The sequence below is a fragment of the Blattabacterium cuenoti genome, assembly GCF_014251315.1.
Classification (GTDB): Bacteria; Bacteroidota; Bacteroidia; order Flavobacteriales; family Blattabacteriaceae; genus Blattabacterium; species Blattabacterium cuenoti_AJ.
The window spans coordinates 271,607-293,018 of sequence record NZ_CP059185.1 but is presented as its reverse complement, the minus strand read 5'-3'; the positions used below and the strand labels follow the sequence as shown (position 1 = coordinate 293,018).

The following is a 21,412-nucleotide window of genomic DNA, read 5'->3' as shown; positions in this document are numbered from 1 at the left end:
AAAATATTATTCCGTGAAAATTTGGGAAAAAAAAACGAATTTTAGTTTTAATAAAGAAATCGTAAATTTTACTTCAAGTAAGGATTCAAAAATAGATTTATTTTTAGCCCCACATGATGTTATAGGAACCATAGCTCATGTTATTATGTTGAAAAGTATAGGATTATTAAATAAAAAAGATTTAAAAATTTTAATTCAGGAATTGCGTAACATTTATGTTCACGAAATTTTGAAGAATAATTTCAAGATCGATGAAGGAATAGAAGATATTCATTCTCAGGTAGAATTTTTGTTAATCAATCGTTTAGGAAACGTAGGAAAAAAATACATAGTGGGAGATCCAGAAATGATCAAATTTTGGTGGATTTGAAGCTTTTTGTTCGTACAGAAATCAAGGAAATTGTATACCTAACTTATTCTTTTTTTGATTTATTATTAAAATTAAGCGAAGAACATAAAAATATAATAATACCTGGTTATACTCATTATCAAATTGCGATGCCTTCTTCTTTTGGTCTTTGGTTTGCAGCTTATGCTGAAAGTTTAATAGATGATTTACTATTAATACGTACCGCATATCGTATTGTGAACAAAAATCCTTTAGGTTCCGCTGCAGGTTATGGATCTTCTTTACCTTTAAATCGAAAAATGACAACTGATTTATTGGGTTTTGATAATTTAAATTATAATGTGGTGTATGCTCAAATGGGACGTGGAAAAATGGAAAGAATCGTTTCAGAATCTATTGCTTCTTTGTCAAGAACTTTAAGTAAAATGGCACAAGATATTTGCTTGTATTTAAGTCAAAATTTTAATTTTATTAGTTTTCCTGATGATCTTACTACCGGATCTAGTATTATGCCTCATAAGAAAAATCCAGATGTTTTTGAGATTATACGAGCTAAATGTAATAGAATTACTTCATTACCTAATGAAATTTCTTTGATTTCTTCTAATTTATGTTCTGGATATCATAGAGATTTTCAAATTATTAAAGAAAGATTTATTCCTATTTTTGAAGAAATGAAAAAATGTTTGTCCATGTTTCAATATATGTTGAATCATATCATAATAAAAAAGGATATTATTCAGGATGATAAGTATAAATACTTGTTTAGTGTAGAAGTCGTGAACAAGTTGGTTCTTGAAAAAGGATATTCTTTTAGGGAAGCTTATCAAAAAGTAGGTTTAGATATCCAAAATGGATGTTTTATTCCCTTTACTAAGGGTTGTTATTCTCATGAAGGAAGTATAGGAAATTTGTGTAACACACAAATTCGAAATTTAATGCAAGATGTAATAAAAGAATTTGACTTTGATAAACTTAATGAAGTTATAAAACGCTTAATTTATAGAAAGATTGATTTTGACGGATCCTCTAATCATCCAATCTTTGTTTGAATTGTATAGATTTTTGATACAACCAATCTTTGATTTTTTTGTGATGTCCAGATAAAAGTATTTTTGGAACAGCCCATCCTTTATAAATCACTGGACGAGTGTAAATGGGGGGGGCTATTAAGGATTCTTTTTGAAAAGAATCTGTCAAAATGGAATCTTGATTTTGTATTACCCCAGGTAATAATCTAACTACAGATTCTACAACAACAGCAGCCGCGAGTTCTCCTCCGGATAAAATATAATTTCCAATAGATATTTCTTTGGAAATTAAGTAATCTCTAATTCTTTGATCAACTCCTTTATAACGTCCACAAAGAATGATAATATTTTTCTTATCAGTTAAATCTTTAGCATATTTTTGTGAAAATAACTTTCCATCAGGAGTCATAAAAATTTTTTCATCATAATCTCTTTCGGATAAAAGCTTTGAAAAACACTGATATACAGGTTCTATTTTAATGACCATTCCTGATCCACCTCCATAAGGATAGTCATCCACATTTTTTCGTTTTCCTAAACCATATTTACGCAAATCATGAACATGAATATCAATTAAACCTTTATTAATTGCCCTTTTAATAATAGAATTGGAAAAAGGGCTATGAAGAATTTCAGGCACTACACTAATAATATCTATACGCAACGCATTATTTTTTTGTTAATATACACTTTGACTAATAATCTAAGAATGAAACTAATAAAAAAATTTTACCTTTGTGAATAATTTATTAAAAATGAATTATATCGTATCTATAATAGGACGTCCCAATGTCGGAAAATCAACTTTGTTTAATCGTCTTGTAGGAAAAAGAAAAGCTATTGTCGATGTAACAAGTGGAGTGACAAGAGATCGTATTTATGGAAATTCAGAATGGAATGGAGTCAAATTTTCTGTGGTAGATACTGGTGGTTTTTCTATTTCAAAAAATGATGTACTTGAAAGAGAAATCAAAAACCAAATTTTCATAGCTATAAAAGAATCTGATGTTATTTTATTTTTAGTAGATATAAAAATAGGAATATTAGATTCAGATAGAGAAATTGCTAAAATATTAAGAAAATGTAAAAAAATAATTTTATTAGTTGTGAATAAAATAGATAACGGAAAATCTATATATTCTAACACAGATTTTTTTCATTTGGGATTTGAAAAATATTACTATATATCAGCTATAAATGGAAGCGGAACGGGAGAATTACTAGATAAATTAATAGAAATATTCAATCATGGAGAATTTTTTAAAAAAAAAGAAGAAATATTGGAAAAAGAATTTATTCCTCGTTTTTCAATAATAGGACGACCCAATGTTGGAAAGTCAACTTTGATTAATTCTTTTCTAAATAAAAACCATCATATTGTGACAAATATGTCGGGGACAACCAGAGATAGTCTAGATGTATTATACAAAAAATGGGAATATGAGTGTATTTTAGTAGATACCCCTGGTATTAGAAAAAAATCAAAAATCAGAGATAACATTGAATTTTATTCTACTATGAGAACATTTAACACAATAGAATATGCGGATGTTTGTTTTTTAATGGTAGATGCAAATCGTGGATGGGAAAGACAGGATATGAATATTTTTAGATTAGTGGAGAAAAATCATAAAGGAATCATAATTCTTATTAATAAATGGGATTTATTTCGTAATACAAATTTTTGTACACAAAAAGATTACGAATTTTTTATAAAAAAAAAAATTTATCCATTTGATAATGTCCCCATTCTTTTTATATCCGCTAAAAATAAAGATGGAATACACAACATTCTTCCTATGGCTTATCAGGTTTTAAAATACCGTAAGAACAGATTAAAAACAAATATTTTAAATAAAATTATGTTACCAATTCTGAAAAAAAATCCTCCTATTCCTAAGAAAAAAAATAAATTCATAACTATAAAATATTGTACTCAATTACCTTCGTACACACCAAAATTTATTTTTTTTTCTAATTTTCCTCAATACATAAAAGAATCTTATAAAAGATTTGTTGAAAATAAAATTCGTTCTCACTTTGATTTTGTAGGAGTTCCCATACAAATTTTTTTTAGAAAAAAATAACTTTTTTAGATTTATTATCTACTGATAGTATCGTGATAACACATTTAAGAGGAAAGTTAATAGATAAAAATCAATCTTATTTAATCATAGATTGTCATGGAGTAGGATATTATATTCACATATCCTCATATACCTATGATTCTTTGTTAGAAAAAGAAGGAAAAGATATTTTCATATATACTTATTTGTTTATAAAAGAAAATCAACATGTTTTATATGGTTTTTTTGATAAAAAAGAAAGGAAAATATTTTCTTATTTGATCTCTGTGAATGGAATCGGTCCAAGTTCTGCTATCATGTTATTATCTTCTCTTACTCCATATGAAATAGAAAAATCTATATCTAAAGAAGATATAAAAGTGTTTAACAAAGTTAAAGGAATTGGGATAAAAACAGCTCAAAGAATTATTATTGAACTAAAAGATAAAATTTCTAAACAAGAAAAAAACGTAAAACTATTGAAAAATGAACCTTATTTAATAAAAAAAGAAGCTTTAAGTGCTTTGAGTGTCCTTGGATTTTCTCCTAAAGAGTCTAAAAAAGTTTTGGATGATATTTTGGATGAAAATCCAGAATTTTCTGTAGAAAATCTCATTAAAGAATCTTTAAAAAAATTGTGAAATCATAAAAATTATTCACCATTTATAAAAAAACCTTAATAATATACTTTTGTTTTTTTTTGTAAATTCAATAATACCTCTGATTATGAAACTTTTTTATCCATCAATTATAGTGGTTATTTTTTTCTTATCTATATTTGATCTTATTGTTGGTTTAATTAATGATGCCGTTAATTTTCTAAATTCTTCCATAGGATCTCAAGTAGCTTCTCGTAGGACTATCATGATTTTTGCTAGTTTAGGTATTTTATTAGGAGCTTTTTTGTCTAGTGGAATGATGGAAGTCGCAAGAAAAGGTGTTTTTGATCCTTCCTATTTTTATTTTTCAGACATTATTTTTATTTTCTTAGCGGTTATGATATCCGATATTATTTTACTGGATGTTTTTAATACTTTAGGATTACCCACTTCCACTACAGTATCTATGGTTTTTTGTTTATTAGGCGCAGCTTTCAGTATAGCTATGATAAAGATGTCTTCTCCATTTAATAACGAACCCTTTCATCATTTAACTCTATATATTAAAGCGGAAAAAACATTGACCATTAGTATAGGTATTTTTTTATCTATTATCATTTCTTTTAGTTCCGGAGCTTTTCTTCACTATTTCATTCGTTATTTATTCAGTTTTGAATATGAAAGTAGATTAAGATATGTAGGGGTAATATGGTCGGCCATTTCATTGAGCAGTATGACTTATTTTCTTATTGTAAGAGGATTGCATAGTACTTTACAGGGTTTTATGGATGAAAACTTAACAGGATTCTCCTTATTCATTCAACATTTTATAAAATGGATTCACCATAATTTTTTTATTTTTTTGCTTATATTATTTTCAACATGGACTCTGATAGCCAAGATATTTGTTTCTTTAGGATATAATATATTAAAATTTGTCGTATTATATGGAACTTTTTCTTTGGCTATGGCTTTTGCAGGAAATGATTTAGTCAATTTTATCGGAATTCCTATAGCTAGTATACAATCTTATAATATATGGAAAGAATCGGGGAGTCCTCCTGCTGAAAAATTCAATATGAAAAGTTTATCTGGAAATGTACAGGTTCCATCTTCTGTTTTAATTCTTTCAGGAATGATTATGATATTCACTCTTTGGTTTTCCAAAAAAACAAAAAACCTCACAAGTACAGAACTTAATTTAAGTAGACAAAATGAAGGACCAGAAAAATTTTTATCCAATTCTTTTTCTAGAGGAATTGTTCGATTTTTTTTATATATAGGAAATCATTTTTTTAAATTTTTCCCTAAAAGACTTCTGGTAAAAATAGAAAAAAACTTTAAGCAAAAAAAAATACAAAAAGAAGAAAGCGAAGCTTTTGATCTAGTAAGAGCTTCTGCTAATTTAACTATATCCAGTATATTGATATCTATAGCCACAGTTCAAAAACTGCCATTATCTACCACTTTTGTCACTTTTATGGTATCTATGGGGACTTCTCTTTCAGATAGAGCATGGGACAGAGAAAGTGCTGTTTATAGAGTTTCAGGGGTATTAAAAGTCATAAGAGGGTGGTTTTTAACAGGGTTAATAGCCTTTGCAATGGCAGGAATCACGGCTTCTTTTTTATACTTTTTTAAAGCATGGGCTCTATCCTTTCTTATTTTTTTTATTTTATTTGTTTTTTATAGAAGTTATAAAAACTATGATAAAATGCAAGATAAAAAAATAAAAGAAAAACCATTTATTGGAATAATGAATTTAACTTTAGAGGGGACTTTAAACAAAACTTTCGATATTCTAAAACCGATACTTGAATATATTGAAAACATTTATAAAAATAGTATAGAAGGAATTACTCAAGAAAATTTAAAAATTCTTCAAAAAAATCGAAATTCTTTTTTAAAAGTAAAAGAAAATTTTACAGATATACATTACTCTTTAATTAAAGTGATTAGAAAAACAAAGAATAAAAAACCAATTGCTGGAATCCTTTATTTACATGTATACAACAAAACTAAAGAAATCATTGAATCTTCAGACATTATAACAAATCATACATTGTTTCATGTGATAAACAGCCATAAACCTTTAAAATATAAACAAAAGAAGAATTTATTAACACTTGAATATCTTATGATTGAACATTTCAACATCATAAAAAGAATAACAAAAGATAGAAATTGTAAAAAAATTCAATTTCCTTGTATAATACAAAATAAAATTCTAAAAAAAATTGAAGAGCAAATGAATCAACAGGTTATGGGAATCATCCATAATAAATATGGAACAAAAAATACTTTTTTGATGTTGGATATTCTTTTACAATCAAAAAAAATTACGGAAAACATAGAAGATATTATACTATTGTATCACAATGCATTATCCCATATTTCATCAAAAAAAGATGCATCCTTTTTAGCTTTCTAGCAAATGGTCATTAGATTACATCCTCGCATATCTGAAAAATCCATTCTTCCTAAGACTTCAAATTCATTTTCATTGATTTTCTTCCCAAAATCTTCAGTAGAAATAAAAGGACAAGATAAATAATTCGATAAATCAATAATATCAATCCCTCCTATTTTATTATTATCTACATGTATAAAAGGATCTTCAGCATCTCTTATATATATTCTCATCCAAGGAGGACATCTAAATATTCCGTTTTTTTTTGCATATGCTTGAGACAGCAATTCTGTCATTCCATATTCCGAATGAATTTCCTTTACACAAAAAAATTCTTTTAAAAGATTATGTAATTCTTCTCTAATAATTTCTTTTCTTTTTCCCTTCATTCCTCCTGTTTCCATAATTATGACTTTATTTTGATATTCATTTTGTTTTAAATGATTATATTTTTCTATAAAATCTAATAAAGAAAAGCTAAGTCCAAAAATTAAAATATTTTTATCATTTTGATTAAGAATCAAATTAAAATCTCCTTCTTGATCATAAGTAGAAAAAACAAAATGACTTCCATTTTGATAGGTTTTTTGTATCAAATATTTTACCATATAAATTAAAGAAGAATTTTTTATATCTGTATCTGTAGGAAAAAATCCTAAAAACTTAAATTTTTCTATTGGTCCATAAAAAAATTCAAAACTTTTTCTAATACTATCGATATAAACACTCAAATTTTTTACATAATGTTTACTTTGAATTCCAGTAGTCCCACTGCTGGTAAAAATGATATCGTAACAATCCGTTATGTTACTACTCAAAATACGATGCGTTTTAAAAAAAGAAATAGGTAAAAAAGGAATTTCAGAAATATTTTTTATTTCAAATGGATCTACCTCTAAGGATTTAAGATAATTTTTATAAATTTTGTTATTTTTAATTTGATAATGGAATATATCCCATGTCAAATTATCAAATTCTTTTTTTGAAAATATAGAAAAAATCTTTTTTTTAAAATTCATAAAATTTAAAATATAATTCTTTTAATTTATTCAATAAAGATCCTTTTTTATAGAAAAAAAATTGAAATTCTTTTTCAAAGGAATTTTGAAAAAAATTGTGAGAAAATAAATCTATTTTTTTATTTGCTTCTTTTAGGAAAAGAATACATCTTGAAAGACAAAAAAAATATTTAATCATGCCTAATATTCCACCCCCCAATCTATCTATAGGTTTCATCCATGTGACAATCATTATGAATTCTATGATTTTTTTAGTTATAAAAGCCATAAGAATAATAGAAAAAAGCGAAATTATTAAAGAATAAATTATAAAAATATAGGATTTTTCGCTTACTATATTGATTTCTTTTAGGATTTTTTTTACAATACCGAAAACATAAAAACCTTTGAAAATCAATATAAAAAATATCATAAATATGAAAAACTGAGAAATTAATCCTTTTTGATATCCATGATACCCCCCATATAAAATTATAATTATAATAATTATATCTAACATAACTATTTTTTAGTATATATACTAAATAAAATGTAAAAAAAAATTTATGCAGCAATTTTATATCAATTGGAATAAAGTCATGTCATATATACAAAATAATTTTTCTATTGAAGGAAAAATTGATATAATTGGAATTATTTATATAATAGGAATTCAAGAATTAGGAAAAGGAAAAAATCGATTTTTCAATAAAGAAGATAAAATTAATATTTTACATATTGCAATATGTAGAATACTCGAACCTTTTGGGTATTATTTTTTTATTGGAAGAGATAAGGAAGGATGGCCTCATTATATATTAAAAAATAAAATTCCTTTTAATCAGGAAGAACAATTATTTTTAATTAAAAAAGCTATTATTCGTTATATGAACGAAGAAAATATTCTTGAATAAATATGAATCAAAAAATAGAACAAATTAAAGAAGAAATAAAATGTTTTCACATGAAAACATATAATGATTTAGAAACATTCAGGATTAAATTTTTAGGTAAAAAAAAGGGAATTGTAACAATTTTATTCAAAGAATTAAAGAAAATTTCCATTCATAAAAGAAGAATTTATGGAAAAATTATTAATGAATTAAAAAAAGAAGCTCAAAATAAAATAAAAGTTTTTCAATCAAAAAACAAAATTCAAAATGATAAAATACTAAAATTTGATCCTACTTTACCGGGAAAATCTATAGAAATAGGTTCCAGACATCCCCTGTCTATTCTAAAAAACAGAATAAGAGATCTTTTGATAAATATTGGATTTACTTATGTAGATGGACCTGAAATAGAGGATGATTGGCATAATTTTACGGCTTTAAATATTCCTATTTTTCATCCATCTAGAGATATGCAAGATACATTTTTTCTGTGTAAAAATCCAGATATTTTGTTACGTACACATACTTCCTCTGTACAAATACGGTATATGAAAAAACATAATCCACCTTTTCGTGTATTGTCAATCGGAAAAGTATATAGAAATGAATCCATTTCATCACGTTCCAATTTTATGTTTCATCAAGCGGAAGGATTTTATATAGATAAAAAAGTTTCTTTTTATGATTTGAAACAAACGATTCATTATTTGATCACTTCTCTTTTTGAAAAAGTAAAGATTAGATTTCGTCCTTCTTATTTTCCATTCACAGAGCCCAGTGCTGAAGTAGATATATATTGTAATAATGGATGGTTAGAAATCATGGGTTGTGGAATGATAGATCCCCAAGTTTTGGAAAACGTAAATATTGATTCAGAAATTTATTCTGGATTTGCTTTTGGATTGGGTATTGAACGTATAGCTCTAATAATTTATCAAATGAAAGATATTAGAATTTATTTTGATAATGATATTCGTTTTTTAAAACAATTTAAAAGCGAGTTTTAGTTCTTTGTCTGAAAATTTCATATAAAATGACCCCACAAGCTACAGATACGTTTAAAGATGAAACCCCTTTTATTGATGGTATTTTTGCTTGTTCGTAGGAAATTTTCAAATATTTAGAAGAAATTCCTTTTTCTTCGTTTCCTAATATTAAAGCTGTTGGCCCTGAAAAATCAATATTATACCAATATATATTGGATTTTTCTGTAGCAGAAACGATTTTCAATCCTGAATTCGTCAAAAATTCTATTGTATTCAACATATTTTTTTCTTGACATATTGGAACTTGAAATAAAGCACCTGAAGAAGTTTTTATAGAATCAGACCCAATCATAGCTGTATCTTTTTTTGGAATAATGATAGCATCTGCTCCTGCGCATGCAGCAGTCCGTATTATAGATCCAAAATTTCTTACATCTGTAATTCGATCTAGAATAATCAAAAGTGGATTCTGACCTTTTTCATAAAATATAGGAAGCAAATCTTCTATGTGATAAGTTTTTATAGGAGAAAGAACAGCAAAAACTCCTTGATGATTTTTATTTTTCAATTGAAAAAATTTTTGTTTAGAAACAGTTTGAATTGGAATATGTTCTTTTTTGGAAAGATCTCTTAATTTTTTGTAAGAATTTGATGCTTTCTTCAATCCTTTTTGAAAAAAAATCTTCCTAATAGTTTTTTTAGCTATAATTGCTTCTATCAATGGATGTATTCCGTAAACAATTTCTAATTTTTTCATAATATATTATTTTTTATTCTCAAAAATTTTAATAAAAGATTTATTTAATAAATCCTTTATAATAAATCGTGTAATATCTTTACCAAAATAAAATATAATTATAAAAATAAAAAAATATAAAATAGTTAAAATTCCAAATCCTATAACATAATTTCCAAAATAAAAAGAAAGAAAAAAACATAAAGAAAGGCTAACTAAAAAAAAAATAATAATGCAAAATATCAATAATAAAAAATTCAAAAAAACCTCTGTTATGATAGAAATCAATATTTGAATAACTTCATTTCTAAAAATACACCATTTTTTATGGATAAAATTTCTAATAAAAATGAACATTTTAAAACAATAAAAAAACTTAAACTTTTTAATTTTTAAGTTCCTAATTCATCTTCTACTTTATCGATTTTTTCTATTTTGTTTTTTTTCCACTTAGCTTCAAAGTCTGATTTAATTTTATGCACTTTTTTTCCAATTTTTTTACTAATTTCCTGTAAATTATCTCTTAGTTCTTCTGTTTTCTTTCCTAATATATTTTTTATTTTTTCCTCTTTTCTTGGAGCTAATATTATTCCCACTATTAAACCAGCCATAGTTCCTAAAATAACTCCCCAAAAAAAACTTCCTCCTTTTTTCATAATAACAATTTTATATTTTTTTAAATTTAGTCATACAATATTTACGTACAAAATTGTATTTATGTATTTATGAAATATTTTTTACATGTTCATTAAAAAAGACTTTTCTCTAAAAAAATTCAATACATTTGGAATAAATGTTTATGCTCGTTATTTTGTAGAAGTGAAAAGTATAGAAGAAATTAAAAAAATTTTTGATAGATATCCATCAATTTCAAAACTTTTTTTGGGAAACGGAAGTAATATTCTTTTTTTAAAAAATTATTATCCGGGACTAATAATAAAAATGGGAATAAAAGGAAAGAAAGTTATTCAAGAAAATAATTATCAAGTCATCGTTAAAGCTTGTGCTGGAGAAAATTGGGATGAATTCGTAAACTGGACGATCAAAAAAGGATTTAGTGGTTTAGAAAATTTATCATTTATTCCTGGTACAGTTGGAGCTGCACCGATTCAAAATATTGGAGCATATGGAGCAGAAGTCAAAGATACTTTAATGAAAGTACAAGCATATGAAATAGATAATAGAAAAATAAGAGAATTTACACGTGAAGAATGTCAACTCAAATATCGTTATTCTTTTTTTAAGCATTCTGGAAATAAATTTATGATTTTGTCTGTTTTTTTTCTTCTAAAAAAAAAATATAAAGAATTAAATACATCTTATGTGGAAATTCAAAAAGAATTAGAAAATATGAATATTAAAATGCCTACTATTAACAATTTAAGTCAGGCGATTTTTAATATTAGACATAGAAAACTTCCAAATCCTAAAAAAATTGGAAATGCTGGTAGTTTTTTTATAAATCCTATAGTAGGTATTTTAGATTTTAAAAAACTAAAATATCAACATCCCGCTATTATAGGTTATAATATTTCTAATCATAAAGTCAAGCTATCTGCTAATTCATTAATTGAAAATATAAAATGGAAAGAAAAAAAAATTGGAAACGTAGGAATGTATGAAAAAAAACCTATTATTTTAGTAAACTATGGAAAAGCTACTGGAATGGAAATATATTCTTTTTCAGAAAAAATAATGAAAAATATAAAAAAAAAATTTGGTATTCCTTTATCAAGAGAAGTAAATGTCATACAATAAGTCTAAATGAATCAAATGATAAAAATAAATAATGAAATAATTTACCTTTGTTTGATTTTTCCCTTTTCACTTTTCATTTCATAAGGGAGTTCGTATAATTTGATAAAAACTTGAATTTATGTCAATGACTATGAGTTTAGAAAAATCAAAACAATACATACAAAACAAAATTAAAGAAAAACCTGATTTTGGAATTTTATTATTAGGAAATCAATTCAATAAACTGATAGAGGAGATAAAAAATCCTATATGTATTTCTTATGAAGAAATCCCCCTTTTTTCAAAAAAAAATTTATATGGAAAATTTTTTTTCGGTAAAATAGAAGATAAAAATGTGGTTCTTTTAACCGAACCTAATTCTGAAGAAAATAGAACAAATCATTTCTCCATTGTTTTGTGTAAGAATCTAGGAATAGATAAATTAATTTTAATAAATATTTCTGGGGGTGTAAATCCAAACTACAAAATGGGAGATGTTATGTTGGTTAAAGATCATATTAACTTTTTTCCGGAAAGTCCTAATATAAAAGAATTTATAAAAAATAAATTTTTTAAAATTACAGAACCATATGATAAAAAAATGATAGAAATTGCAGAAAACATTGCAATGAATCATAATATTATTATTCAAAAAGGGATATATGTCGCTTCTCCTTATCCTAATTATAAAACTTATGCAGAATATGCTATGATACGATCTATGGGTGGGGATAGTGTAGGTATGAATATAGTAACAGATGTCATCACAGCTAGATGTATAAATTTACGAGTATTTGCTATATCCATTGTTATGGGATTATATGAACAATCTAAAGATAAGGGTAAGGGATATAATTACGATGAAATCAATTTCTTTAAGCCATTTCATCAAGAAACAGAAAAATCTATATCTCTTCTCATATTAATAGTAAAAGAATTTATCAAACTTTGTTTATAGTTTTATAATTGCAATTTATGAATAATATTTTCCGTAATTTTTAGAAAGATATTTCTAATATGCTCGTTCTCTAAAATAACAGGAATTCCTAAATCTGAATATTCCCGTATTTTTTGTAACATAGGAATTTCGCCAAGAAAAAAAATATTCATTTTTTTGGAAAAATTTCTTACTCCATTTTTTCCAAAAAAATAGCATTTTTCTTTAGTTTTTTTTGAAAAAACATAAGACATATTTTCTATAATTCCAAGTATAGGAACAGAAATTGATCTAATACGAAACATTCCTACAGAACGATTGACATCCGATAAGGCTATCTTTTGAGATGTACTTACTATAACAATTCCTTTTAATGAAATTTCTTGCAAAAGAGATAAATGAATATCCCCTGTTCCTGGTGGTAAATCTACAATTAAAAAATCTAATTTTCCCCAATTAGTTTCATGCATAAATTGTCTCAAAACTTTAGTAACCATGGGCCCTCTCCAAACAATAGCTTGTCCATATTTTGAAAAAAAACCTATAGATAGAATTTTAACTCCATAACTAGTAATAGGATTCATCATTCCATTTTTATGTTGAAAATTTACAGATTTTTCTTCAATATTAAACATTAATGGAATAGAAGGACCATAAATATCCGCATCTAATAATCCAACATGAAAACCCATTTTAACTAAAGATACAGCTATATTTGTTGCTATTGTAGATTTTCCTACTCCTCCTTTTCCAGAAGCTATAGCAATTATATTTTTTATTACAGATTTCGTTTTTGTATCTGATTTTATTTCCATTTTTATACGTATTGTATCTAAAATATTTTGATTTTTTATAGAATGAGTTATCTCTTTTATTAATCTATTTTTTAGATGCATAGCAGGATTTGATAAACTCAAATAGATTATGATTTCATTACTTAATAAATCTATCTTTTTGACTAAACCAGATTCTACAATATTTTTATTATCAATAAAAATCACTTTTTCTAATGCTTTTTCAATTTTTTTCTTCATACATATATCGTATATAATAATACTATTCACAATAGTACAAAAAAATGGCTAGATTTAAATAAATTATAAAAATAGAATGAATTTCTATACCTATAATACCCTTCATACGATGATCATAGTTTTTAGATGGAAAAATTTTTTAGAAACTATGTTTTTAAGAAAACTTTTTCTTTCAGATAAAGAGAAAATGTTTTTTTTATCATTATCAGAAAAACGAAAAAGAGAATTTTTAGGTATACGTTATGCTTTGAGATATATAGGTATAAAAATGAATATTTTTTATAATGAAAAAAGAAAACCTTTTCTTTTTATTGAAGGAAAACATATTTCTTTAAGTCATTCTTTTGAAAGAATGGCCATAGCTATAAGTTCTTTTCATATAGGAATAGACATAGAAAAATTACGAAAAGATAAAAAAATAGTGAAAATAAAGAAAAAATTTATTAGGGATGATGAATCTATTTTTATTCATCCAAATTATGAAGAAGATTATTTACATATTATATGGGGAATTAAAGAAAGTTTATATAAACTAGAAGGAGGAATTTTCTATAGTTTTTTAAATCATTATAAAGTTTCTCCTTTTTGCCTTAAAAAAGATTCTTGTGTATCATGCTGGATTATAAAAAATTCCTGTAGTAAGCGATTTTCTGCTTTTTATAGAAAAATAGAAGAATATTACTTAGTTTATATTATAGACGAAAAATAAATGAATATTATAATATAATATGTATAATATGATGAATGATTGGATCAATATCCTTTTATCTCCCTATTATCATAATAGTTGTTTTCACATAATTTTAGAATTTACGGCTGTAGCATTTACAATATTTAGTGTTTTTTGTGCTCAAAGAAATAATATATGGGTGTATCCAATAGGAATAGTCAGCACTATTATATATAGTTATTTAACTTTTATGAGTTCTCTTTATGGAGATTTTATTATTAACTTGTATTACACGTTGATGAGCTTTTATGGATGGCATGCATGGATATATAAAAAGGATGAAAATAAAAAAATACCTATTACTTTTTGTAATAAAAAAGATTATTTCTATACCTCTATTTTGTTTTTATTAACTTGTATTTTCAGTATAATGATTTATTTTTTTTATGGAAAACTTAAATCTCATTATGATTGGATGGATGTATTGACAACGGGGATTTATTTTTCTGGAATGTATCAAATGTCCATGAAAAAAGTAGAAAATTGGATATTTTGGATGGTAGGAAACGGAATTTCCGTTCCTATTTATTTTTTTAAAGGTTTTATATTGACAGGAATTTTATTTATTTTTCTTGTTATATTGGCTATATTTGGATTTTTTTTTTGGAAGAAAAAAGCACTCAATAAAATTTTGTCATAATTTTTTCGTTAATTGATTTACAACATCGTTAATGTTATCATATTCTTTTTCTGTTCTTTTTTGAATATTTTTCATTCTGATTTTATTTTTTTTGATTTCGTTTTTTCCTATACTAATAGCAAATGGAATATTGTTAGCATTAGCATATCTAAACTGTTTTCCTATTTTATCTGCATTAGGATATAATTGAGTAGAAATTCCTTTTTTTCTCAAAAATTTTATTATTTTATATGCATACAAAACCTCTTCATTTCCAAAATTAATAAATAAAACTTTTGAAGGATAACTAGAAATAGTTTGAAAAAAATTTTCTTGCTCCATTGCTAAATAAATTCGATCTAAACCTAAAGAAATTCCTACTCCAGAAATATTGTTCATTCCAAATAAATTAGCTAATTGATCATACCGACCTCCTCCTCCAATAGAAATAGAACTCTTATTGTTGAATGGGACGATTTCTAATATTGTTCCTGTATAATAATTCATTCCTCTAGCTAAAGAAAGATTCCATTCCAATTTTGTCTTTTGTAAAGAAATATTCGTTATATTTTTATAAATAAAACTCAGATCTTGTATCCCTTTTTTCCCTTTTTCAGAGTTTTGCAAAGCTATAGTCAAATGTTTTTTTTTATTATAAAAATTTTCTTCCATATCGAAAAAAAATGCCATTTGGTCAAATGATTTAGATGAAATCCCTTTGTTTAGCATTTCTTTTTTTACTAAATTTCGTCCAATTTTATTCCATTTATCTAAAGATGTAGTAAAATCTTTCCATAAACTATTTTCTATTCCAGCCATTTCAACTAATCCCCCTAATATATCTCTATGATTAATGTAGATAATGATAGGAAAATTTAATTTAGTAAAAATTTCGTCACAAAGTTGAATTAATTCTATTTCTTCCCATAAAGACCAAGAAAATGACATTATATCTGCATCACACTGATAAAATTCTCTAAATCTTCCTTTTTGAGGTTTATCTGCACGCCATACAGGTTGTATTTGATATCTTTTAAAAGGAAAAATGATTTCATTTCTATGCATTACTACATAACGGACAAAAGGAACCGTTAAATCATATCTAAGAGCTTTATCAGACATATATTCAGTTAAGCATTTTGAAATATTAACTATTTTTTTATCATTTTTTATTTCTGTTAAAAAATCTAAAATTCTATTTTTTAAAAAATTACCTGAATGTAACAATTTAAATATTAATAAATCTCCTTCTTCTCCGTATTTCCCAACAAGAGTAGAAATCTTTTCAAAAGAAGGAGTTTCTATAGAGTAGAAACCAAAAAGTTCAAATTGTTTTCTAATAGTTTGAATTAAATAGTTTCGTTTACTCATCTCTATGGATGAAAAATCTCTAGTTCCTTTTGGAATATTAGGAAACATCAATCAAACTATTGATTTGTATTATTTTCTTTTTTATGAATGCAACTTTTTAATATTTTTTCATTTTTATTGTATGAAATAGGAAGATCAAAATTATCTTCTAACATATATTTTTTATGTTTTTTTTCTATAAAAAAATTTGAATTTATAGACTGATCAAAAATGTTTTTTTTTTGATTCGATGAAAAATCGTCTTTTTTCTTCTTAGAATAAGATTTATCTAAATGATTTGATTTTGAATTTGAATAAGTTTTTGAAAAAAAAGGATCAATTCGTTTAGAATAAGAATGAGGTTCTTCCATTTTTTTTAATCTTTGTTCATAAGGTTCTTCTAACCTATGAAATATTTTTTTTTCTTCATGATTAATAGACCGCTGTATTTCCGTAGGAAACCCCGTAGCGACTATAGTAACTGAAATACTTTCTTCTAAACCTTCATCTTCTCCTAACCCCATAATAATGTTGGCATTGTTACCTGCTTCAGCTTGTATGTAATCACTTATAATTCCTATTTCATCTATAGTAATTTCTATTTTTCCTGAAACAATAAGAAGAAGAACATTTTTGGCTCCCGTAATCTTGTTATCATTCAATAATGGAGAATCTAAAGCTTGAACAACTGCTTCTTTTGCTCGATTTTCTCCAACAGCAATAGCAGAACCCATAACAGCTGTTCCGCTTTCTTTAAGAACGGTTCTTGTATCTCTTAAATCTATATTTTGTTTATAATGATGAGTAATGACTTCTGCTATACCCTTAGCTGCAGTAGTTAAAACTTCATCAGCTTTAGAAAAACCAGCTTTGAATCCTAGATTTCCATATAATTCTCTCAATTTATCATTATTAATAACGATGAGAGAATCCACATTTTTTCTCAATGCTTCTATTCCCTTTTGAGCTTGCTGTAATCTCATTTTTCCTTCAAAATGAAATGGAATCGTTACGATTCCCACAGTAAGAATTCCTTTTTCTTTAGAAATATTTGCAATAATTGGAGCAGCCCCAGTTCCCGTTCCACCACCCATTCCTGCTGTAATGAAGGTCATTTTAGTGTTAGAATCTAAAATACTTTTTATTTCTTCCAAACTTTCTAACGCGGCTTTTTCTCCTACTTCTGGATCTGCTCCAGCACCTAACCCTTCTGTAATAGAAGCTCCTAATTGAATTTTTATAGGTACTGGATTATTATTTAATGCTTGTGCATCCGTATTACACGCTATAAAATCTACACCAGTAATTCCTTGTTCAAACATATAACTTAAAGCATTACTTCCTCCTCCTCCTACTCCAATTACTTTTATGGAAGCTGAACGATTTTTTGAAAATCCAAATTGAACGTTTTCTTTTTTTGTTCGTATAAAATCTTCTTTTTTCATTTCATGATTTATTATTCTGTATCATTTAATATTTGACGGAACTTATCTGCCCAAATTTCAAGAAAAGATTTTGATTTTTTTTTATTTTTTTTCTTTTTCTGATCTTCTTCAGAATTTAATCTACGATTTTTATTATAAAATTTTGTAGAAATAAACTCATAATTTTCATCATGTTTATGTACCATATCTACGTTTGTACAAAGATATTTTTTTTTATCATCAAGTCCTTTAATTACCAATCCTATAGACGTAGCGTATTCTGGATGACTTATAAGACCGTTTTCTCCTCCTGCAATGTGTTCATTAGAATAACCTATACGAACATCCATGCCAGTAATATATTCTGTTAATGGACGAACATGTTTTAGTTGAGAACCTCCACCAGTCATGACTAATCCTGCTATTAGTCTTTTCTTTTGTTCTTCATTTCCATAATTTTTTATTTCTACATTTACTTGTTCCAAAATTTCACATACTCGTGTATGAATCATTTGGGAAAGGTGTTTTAAAGAAATTTCTTTAGGATCACGACCTCTTAATCCAGGAATACAAACAATTTCTGTTTCCTTATTTTCTCCTGGCCATGCAGATCCAAATTTTATTTTTAGTAATTCTGCTTGCCGTTCAATAATCAAACAATCTGTTTTGATATTTTCAGTAATGACATTTCCACCAAAAGGAATCACGGCAGTATGACGGATAATATTATCTTTAAATATAGCAATATCCGTAGTTCCACCTCCTATATCCACTAAAGCAACACCTGCTTCTCTTTCTTCGGTGCTTAATACAGCTTCAGCAGAAGCTAAAGGTTCTAAAGTCATTCCAGATAAATTCAATCCTGCAGCTTTTACACATATTCCAATATTCCGTATAGAAGAAATTTGTCCTACTACTACATGAAAATTTGCTTCTAAACGACTTCCATACATTCCTATCGGTTCTACTATTTCTGCTTGACTATCAACTTTATATTCTTGTGGAAGAACATGAATTATTTCTTCTCCTGGTTGCATGACCAATTTATGGACTTGATCTATTAATTTTTGTATATCTTTTTGACTGATGACATTTTCAAAATCTAATCTAGTAATATAATCATTATGTTGTAAACTTCTAATATGTTGTCCTGCTATTCCAACAATAACTTCTTTTATTTTTAAACCAGAACTATGTTCAGCTTCAGACACGGCTTCACGAATAGCTTCAATTGTTTGAGTTATATTATTTACAACCCCTCTATGCACACCTACACTTTTAGATCTACCTATGCCTAAGATCTCAATTTTATTATATTCATTTCTCCTTCCTACCATAGCTACAATCTTCGTGGTCCCCACATCAAGACCTATAGCTATATCTTGATATTCCATAGACTTATCTTTTTTTTGCGACTATTTGGTCTTTATATTGTAAATCAATACTTTGATATTGATTAATATCTATCTTATTAAGATATTGCTTATAAAATGCTTTTAATTTATTCAATTTATTTTTAAAATTCTTTATATTTCCTAATATAATATGATGATTTCCGATTTTTGGAATTAAAACGAATGAATTTTTATTATTTTTTTTTATACTAATAATTTGATTTTTTAATAACTCATCTGAATTTATAAATTTTACTAAATTCGTTAAATATTTTTTTTCTTCTTTTGAAAAAGGTCCTTTTGCTAAGATAACTTTTGATGAATAAAAAGAAGAAAGTTCTAAATTATCCGCATCTTTAGTAAGATAATATTCTTTATTTCCATTTTTGATTCTTAATAAGGGTTCTTTTTGCCAAATTTTAATGTTAAGAGTTCCATCTACACTAAGAAACACTTCAGATTTTTTTATAAAAGGGTAATTATTTAATTTTCTTTCCATTCTCAATATACATAATTGACCGATTTTTTTTTCAATTTTTTTTGTTTTATAAAATAGAATGTTTTTAATAATTTCTTCATTTACAAAATGATTTTTAGATAAGGGATCAATGACAATATTAAATTTTTTTAAAATCCTGTTTCTATGTGTTTTTTGAGAAAAATAAAAAAGTGATATGATACAAATCATATATAAGAATAAAATAAGGATAAAGAATGTTTTATTATTTTTCATTTATTGATCCATATCGTTTATTCAACCATTTTTTAATAGGAATAATTAAAGTATCTATATCCCCAGCTCCCATTGTCAGAATAATATCAAAATGTTTTTTTTCAATCTTTTCTAAAACTTTGGAAATAGTAGATACTTCTTTAGAATTCATTTCTATTTTTTCTAACAAACTATTAGAATTAATTCCATTTTTTATGGGTAATTCTCTAGCTGGATAAATATCTAGTAAAATTAAAATATCAAGATGTTCTAAACTTTTTGCAAAAGATTCCTCAAAAAATTTAGTTCTGCTAAATAAATGAGGTTGAAAAATACCCAATATTTTTTTATTTGGAAAACAATCTCTTACAGTAGAGATTAAAGCATTGATTTCTGTAGGATGATGTGCATAATCATCTATATATATTTTTTTTGAAGATTGATAATGAATGGAATATCTTCTTTTGATTCCTTTAAATAAAAATAAAGCTTTTCTGATTTTTTCTTTAGGAATTTTTAGATAGTCAGATATAGCTAATGCTGCAGTAACGTTTTTTAAATTATGTTTACCTGGAATAGGTAAAGGCAAAGATTTCCATATTTCTCTAGGAGTATGAAAATCAAAATACCATTTATTTTTTTTTATATAAAGATGATTGGAATAATAATTTTCTTTTTTTAGCACAGAATAATATATAGCGTTATTGAATCGAAAAGATTCTTCTTGACAAAGAAATATTTTTTTATATGGTTTTTTTATTCTATTTGAAAAAGCTATATAAGCCTTTTCCAAGAATTCTTTTCTTGGATAAGTGTCTACATGATCTTGATCAAAAGACGTTATACACGCTATATTAGGAGAGAGATATAAAAAAGAGTGATCAAATTCATCGGCTTCCACTAAAAAAATTTTTTTTCTATTCAATATATTATTCAATATCAAATTTGATTGATAATTTTCAGATATTCCTCCTAAAAAAGCAGTCACATTTATTCCTACACTATATAAAATGTGTCCTAACAAGGTACAAGTAGTTGTTTTTCCATGTGTTCCTCCTATGGCTATACAAATTTCATTATCTGTAATTAAAGATAATACTTGAGAACGTTTTTTTATATTTTTTCCATGTTCTTTTAAAAATATCCATTGTTTATGATGACTAGGAATGGCTGGAGTATACACAATCAAACATTGTTTGGATAAGACCCATTTAGGTAATATTTCTATACTATCATGATAATTGATAGATATCCCTTCTTTTTCTAATTCTTTTGTTAAAAAGGTTCTATTCTGATCATGACCACAAACAGTTTTCCCCATAGTATGAAAATATCTAGCTAGGGAACTCATTCCCATCCCTCCTATTCCTATAAAATAAAAAGAATCAATTTGATTTAAGTTCATAA

General features: G+C 25.7%; 20 protein-coding genes and 1 pseudogene. 10 read left to right on the top strand and 11 right to left on the bottom strand.

Annotated elements, in window-relative coordinates; translation table 11 throughout:
• Positions 1-13: 13 nt before the first annotated feature.
• A pseudogene (gene argH / locus H0H74_RS01385) lies at positions 14-1,401 on the top strand (argininosuccinate lyase).
• Here argH and trmD read toward each other — a convergent pair.
• A complete protein-coding gene (gene trmD, locus H0H74_RS01380) occupies positions 1,379-2,044 on the bottom strand; it encodes a tRNA (guanosine(37)-N1)-methyltransferase TrmD (protein WP_185849466.1) in 666 nt (221 codons plus the stop codon). The pseudogene argH and the gene trmD sit on opposite strands and share 23 nt — an antisense overlap.
• Positions 2,045-2,135: 91 nt before the next feature.
• On the opposite strand from trmD, the gene der reads away from it, so the two are divergent.
• The 3 genes from der to H0H74_RS01365 all read left to right on the top strand — a co-directional run bounded on the left by der (position 2,136) and on the right by H0H74_RS01365 (position 6,476).
• A complete protein-coding gene (der, locus tag H0H74_RS01375; protein ID WP_185849465.1) occupies positions 2,136-3,467 on the top strand; it encodes a ribosome biogenesis GTPase Der in 1,332 nt (443 codons plus the stop codon).
• 32 nt (positions 3,468-3,499) lie between these two features.
• Complete coding sequence (gene ruvA, locus H0H74_RS01370; RefSeq protein WP_185849464.1) at positions 3,500-4,087, top strand: Holliday junction branch migration protein RuvA; 588 nt, start codon at positions 3,500-3,502, stop codon at positions 4,085-4,087.
• Positions 4,088-4,172: 85 nt separating this feature from the next.
• On the top strand, positions 4,173-6,476 hold the full coding sequence (locus H0H74_RS01365) for an inorganic phosphate transporter (RefSeq protein WP_185849463.1): 2,304 nt from the start codon (positions 4,173-4,175) through the stop codon (positions 6,474-6,476).
• On the opposite strand, the gene H0H74_RS01360 is transcribed toward H0H74_RS01365, so the two are convergent.
• Together H0H74_RS01360 and H0H74_RS01355 are read right to left on the bottom strand one after the other, a co-directional pair.
• On the bottom strand, positions 6,473-7,474 hold the full coding sequence (locus H0H74_RS01360) for a LuxE/PaaK family acyltransferase (protein ID WP_185849462.1): 1,002 nt from the start codon (positions 7,472-7,474) through the stop codon (positions 6,473-6,475). The genes H0H74_RS01365 and H0H74_RS01360 overlap by 4 nt on opposite strands.
• Positions 7,464-7,973: a CvpA family protein gene (locus tag H0H74_RS01355; RefSeq protein WP_185849461.1), complete on the bottom strand. Its 510-nt coding sequence runs from the start codon at positions 7,971-7,973 to the stop codon at positions 7,464-7,466. Before H0H74_RS01355 ends, H0H74_RS01360 begins: the two co-directional genes overlap by 11 nt.
• Before the next feature lie 46 nt (positions 7,974-8,019).
• Between H0H74_RS01355 and H0H74_RS01350 the strand changes: the two genes are divergently transcribed.
• Positions 8,020-8,367: a hypothetical protein gene (locus H0H74_RS01350; protein ID WP_185849460.1), complete on the top strand. Its 348-nt coding sequence runs from the start codon at positions 8,020-8,022 to the stop codon at positions 8,365-8,367.
• Between the two features lie 2 nt (positions 8,368-8,369).
• Entirely contained in the window at positions 8,370-9,353 is a 984-nt protein-coding gene (gene pheS / locus H0H74_RS01345; RefSeq protein WP_185849459.1) for a phenylalanine--tRNA ligase subunit alpha, read from the top strand.
• Here pheS and rlmB read toward each other — a convergent pair.
• Positions 9,337-10,089, bottom strand: coding sequence for a 23S rRNA (guanosine(2251)-2'-O)-methyltransferase RlmB (rlmB, locus tag H0H74_RS01340; protein ID WP_185849458.1), 753 nt, complete (start codon positions 10,087-10,089; stop codon positions 9,337-9,339). The two genes, pheS and rlmB, sit on opposite strands and share 17 nt — an antisense overlap.
• Positions 10,090-10,460: 371 nt before the next feature.
• Positions 10,461-10,724 carry a YtxH domain-containing protein gene (locus H0H74_RS01335; RefSeq protein WP_185849457.1) on the bottom strand — a complete coding sequence of 88 codons (264 nt, stop codon included), beginning with the start codon at positions 10,722-10,724 and terminating at the stop codon, positions 10,461-10,463.
• 85 nt (positions 10,725-10,809) lie between these two features.
• Here H0H74_RS01335 and murB point away from each other — a divergent pair, with 85 nt between their 5' ends.
• Together murB and H0H74_RS01325 are read left to right on the top strand one after the other, a co-directional pair.
• Complete coding sequence (gene murB, locus H0H74_RS01330; protein WP_185849456.1) at positions 10,810-11,826, top strand: UDP-N-acetylmuramate dehydrogenase; 1,017 nt, start codon at positions 10,810-10,812, stop codon at positions 11,824-11,826.
• 118 nt (positions 11,827-11,944) lie between these two features.
• On the top strand, positions 11,945-12,763 hold the full coding sequence (locus H0H74_RS01325; protein WP_238784110.1) for a purine-nucleoside phosphorylase: 819 nt from the start codon (positions 11,945-11,947) through the stop codon (positions 12,761-12,763).
• 2 nt (positions 12,764-12,765) lie between these two features.
• On the opposite strand, the gene H0H74_RS01320 is transcribed toward H0H74_RS01325, so the two are convergent.
• A complete protein-coding gene (locus H0H74_RS01320) occupies positions 12,766-13,776 on the bottom strand; it encodes an Mrp/NBP35 family ATP-binding protein (protein WP_185849455.1) in 1,011 nt (336 codons plus the stop codon).
• A 109-nt stretch (positions 13,777-13,885) separates the two neighbouring features.
• Between H0H74_RS01320 and H0H74_RS01315 the strand changes: the two genes are divergently transcribed.
• Together H0H74_RS01315 and pnuC are read left to right on the top strand one after the other, a co-directional pair.
• Positions 13,886-14,485, top strand: coding sequence for a 4'-phosphopantetheinyl transferase family protein (locus H0H74_RS01315; protein WP_238784109.1), 600 nt, complete (start codon positions 13,886-13,888; stop codon positions 14,483-14,485).
• 31 nt (positions 14,486-14,516) lie between these two features.
• On the top strand, positions 14,517-15,146 hold the full coding sequence (gene pnuC, locus H0H74_RS01310; RefSeq protein WP_185849500.1) for a nicotinamide riboside transporter PnuC: 630 nt from the start codon (positions 14,517-14,519) through the stop codon (positions 15,144-15,146).
• On the opposite strand, the gene hisS is transcribed toward pnuC, so the two are convergent.
• From hisS to murC, 5 genes are all read right to left on the bottom strand, one after another.
• Positions 15,141-16,544: a histidine--tRNA ligase gene (gene hisS, locus H0H74_RS01305; RefSeq protein ID WP_394798661.1), complete on the bottom strand. Its 1,404-nt coding sequence runs from the start codon at positions 16,542-16,544 to the stop codon at positions 15,141-15,143. The genes pnuC and hisS overlap by 6 nt on opposite strands.
• 8 nt (positions 16,545-16,552) lie before the next feature.
• A complete protein-coding gene (gene ftsZ, locus H0H74_RS01300) occupies positions 16,553-17,920 on the bottom strand; it encodes a cell division protein FtsZ (protein WP_185849452.1) in 1,368 nt (455 codons plus the stop codon).
• Between the two features lie 11 nt (positions 17,921-17,931).
• Complete coding sequence (gene ftsA, locus H0H74_RS01295) at positions 17,932-19,293, bottom strand: cell division protein FtsA (RefSeq protein WP_185849451.1); 1,362 nt, start codon at positions 19,291-19,293, stop codon at positions 17,932-17,934.
• A 4-nt stretch (positions 19,294-19,297) separates the two neighbouring features.
• The gene (locus H0H74_RS01290; protein WP_238784108.1) at positions 19,298-19,792 is read right to left on the bottom strand and encodes a cell division protein FtsQ/DivIB; all 495 of its coding nucleotides are present in this window, start codon (positions 19,790-19,792) and stop codon (positions 19,298-19,300) included.
• A gap of 223 nt (positions 19,793-20,015) precedes the next feature.
• Positions 20,016-21,410, bottom strand: coding sequence for a UDP-N-acetylmuramate--L-alanine ligase (gene murC, locus H0H74_RS01285; RefSeq protein ID WP_185849449.1), 1,395 nt, complete (start codon positions 21,408-21,410; stop codon positions 20,016-20,018).
• Between the last annotated feature and the right edge of the window lie 2 nt (positions 21,411-21,412).

What these genes read in the sequence shown, in the direction of transcription:
- H0H74_RS01325 (WP_238784110.1), top strand. Translation starts at nt 11,945, where the DNA reads ATGTCAATGACTATGAGTTTAGAAAAATCAAAACAATACATACAAAAC.
- H0H74_RS01355 (WP_185849461.1), bottom strand. Translation starts at nt 7,973, where the DNA reads ATGTTAGATATAATTATTATAATTATAATTTTATATGGGGGGTATCAT.
- pnuC (WP_185849500.1), top strand. Translation starts at nt 14,517, where the DNA reads ATGAATGATTGGATCAATATCCTTTTATCTCCCTATTATCATAATAGT.
- H0H74_RS01315 (WP_238784109.1), top strand. Translation starts at nt 13,886, where the DNA reads ATGATCATAGTTTTTAGATGGAAAAATTTTTTAGAAACTATGTTTTTA.
- H0H74_RS01350 (WP_185849460.1), top strand. Translation starts at nt 8,020, where the DNA reads ATGCAGCAATTTTATATCAATTGGAATAAAGTCATGTCATATATACAA.
- pheS (WP_185849459.1), top strand. Translation starts at nt 8,370, where the DNA reads ATGAATCAAAAAATAGAACAAATTAAAGAAGAAATAAAATGTTTTCAC.
- ftsA (WP_185849451.1), bottom strand. Translation starts at nt 19,293, where the DNA reads ATGGAATATCAAGATATAGCTATAGGTCTTGATGTGGGGACCACGAAG.
- hisS (WP_394798661.1), bottom strand. Translation starts at nt 16,544, where the DNA reads ATGTTTCCTAATATTCCAAAAGGAACTAGAGATTTTTCATCCATAGAG.
- H0H74_RS01360 (WP_185849462.1), bottom strand. Translation starts at nt 7,474, where the DNA reads ATGAATTTTAAAAAAAAGATTTTTTCTATATTTTCAAAAAAAGAATTT.
- H0H74_RS01365 (WP_185849463.1), top strand. Translation starts at nt 4,173, where the DNA reads ATGAAACTTTTTTATCCATCAATTATAGTGGTTATTTTTTTCTTATCT.
- H0H74_RS01290 (WP_238784108.1), bottom strand. Translation starts at nt 19,792, where the DNA reads ATGGAAAGAAAATTAAATAATTACCCTTTTATAAAAAAATCTGAAGTG.
- H0H74_RS01335 (WP_185849457.1), bottom strand. Translation starts at nt 10,724, where the DNA reads ATGAAAAAAGGAGGAAGTTTTTTTTGGGGAGTTATTTTAGGAACTATG.
- der (WP_185849465.1), top strand. Translation starts at nt 2,136, where the DNA reads ATGAATTATATCGTATCTATAATAGGACGTCCCAATGTCGGAAAATCA.
- H0H74_RS01320 (WP_185849455.1), bottom strand. Translation starts at nt 13,776, where the DNA reads ATGAAGAAAAAAATTGAAAAAGCATTAGAAAAAGTGATTTTTATTGAT.
- murC (WP_185849449.1), bottom strand. Translation starts at nt 21,410, where the DNA reads ATGAACTTAAATCAAATTGATTCTTTTTATTTTATAGGAATAGGAGGG.
- murB (WP_185849456.1), top strand. Translation starts at nt 10,810, where the DNA reads ATGTTCATTAAAAAAGACTTTTCTCTAAAAAAATTCAATACATTTGGA.
- ftsZ (WP_185849452.1), bottom strand. Translation starts at nt 17,920, where the DNA reads ATGAAAAAAGAAGATTTTATACGAACAAAAAAAGAAAACGTTCAATTT.
- rlmB (WP_185849458.1), bottom strand. Translation starts at nt 10,089, where the DNA reads ATGAAAAAATTAGAAATTGTTTACGGAATACATCCATTGATAGAAGCA.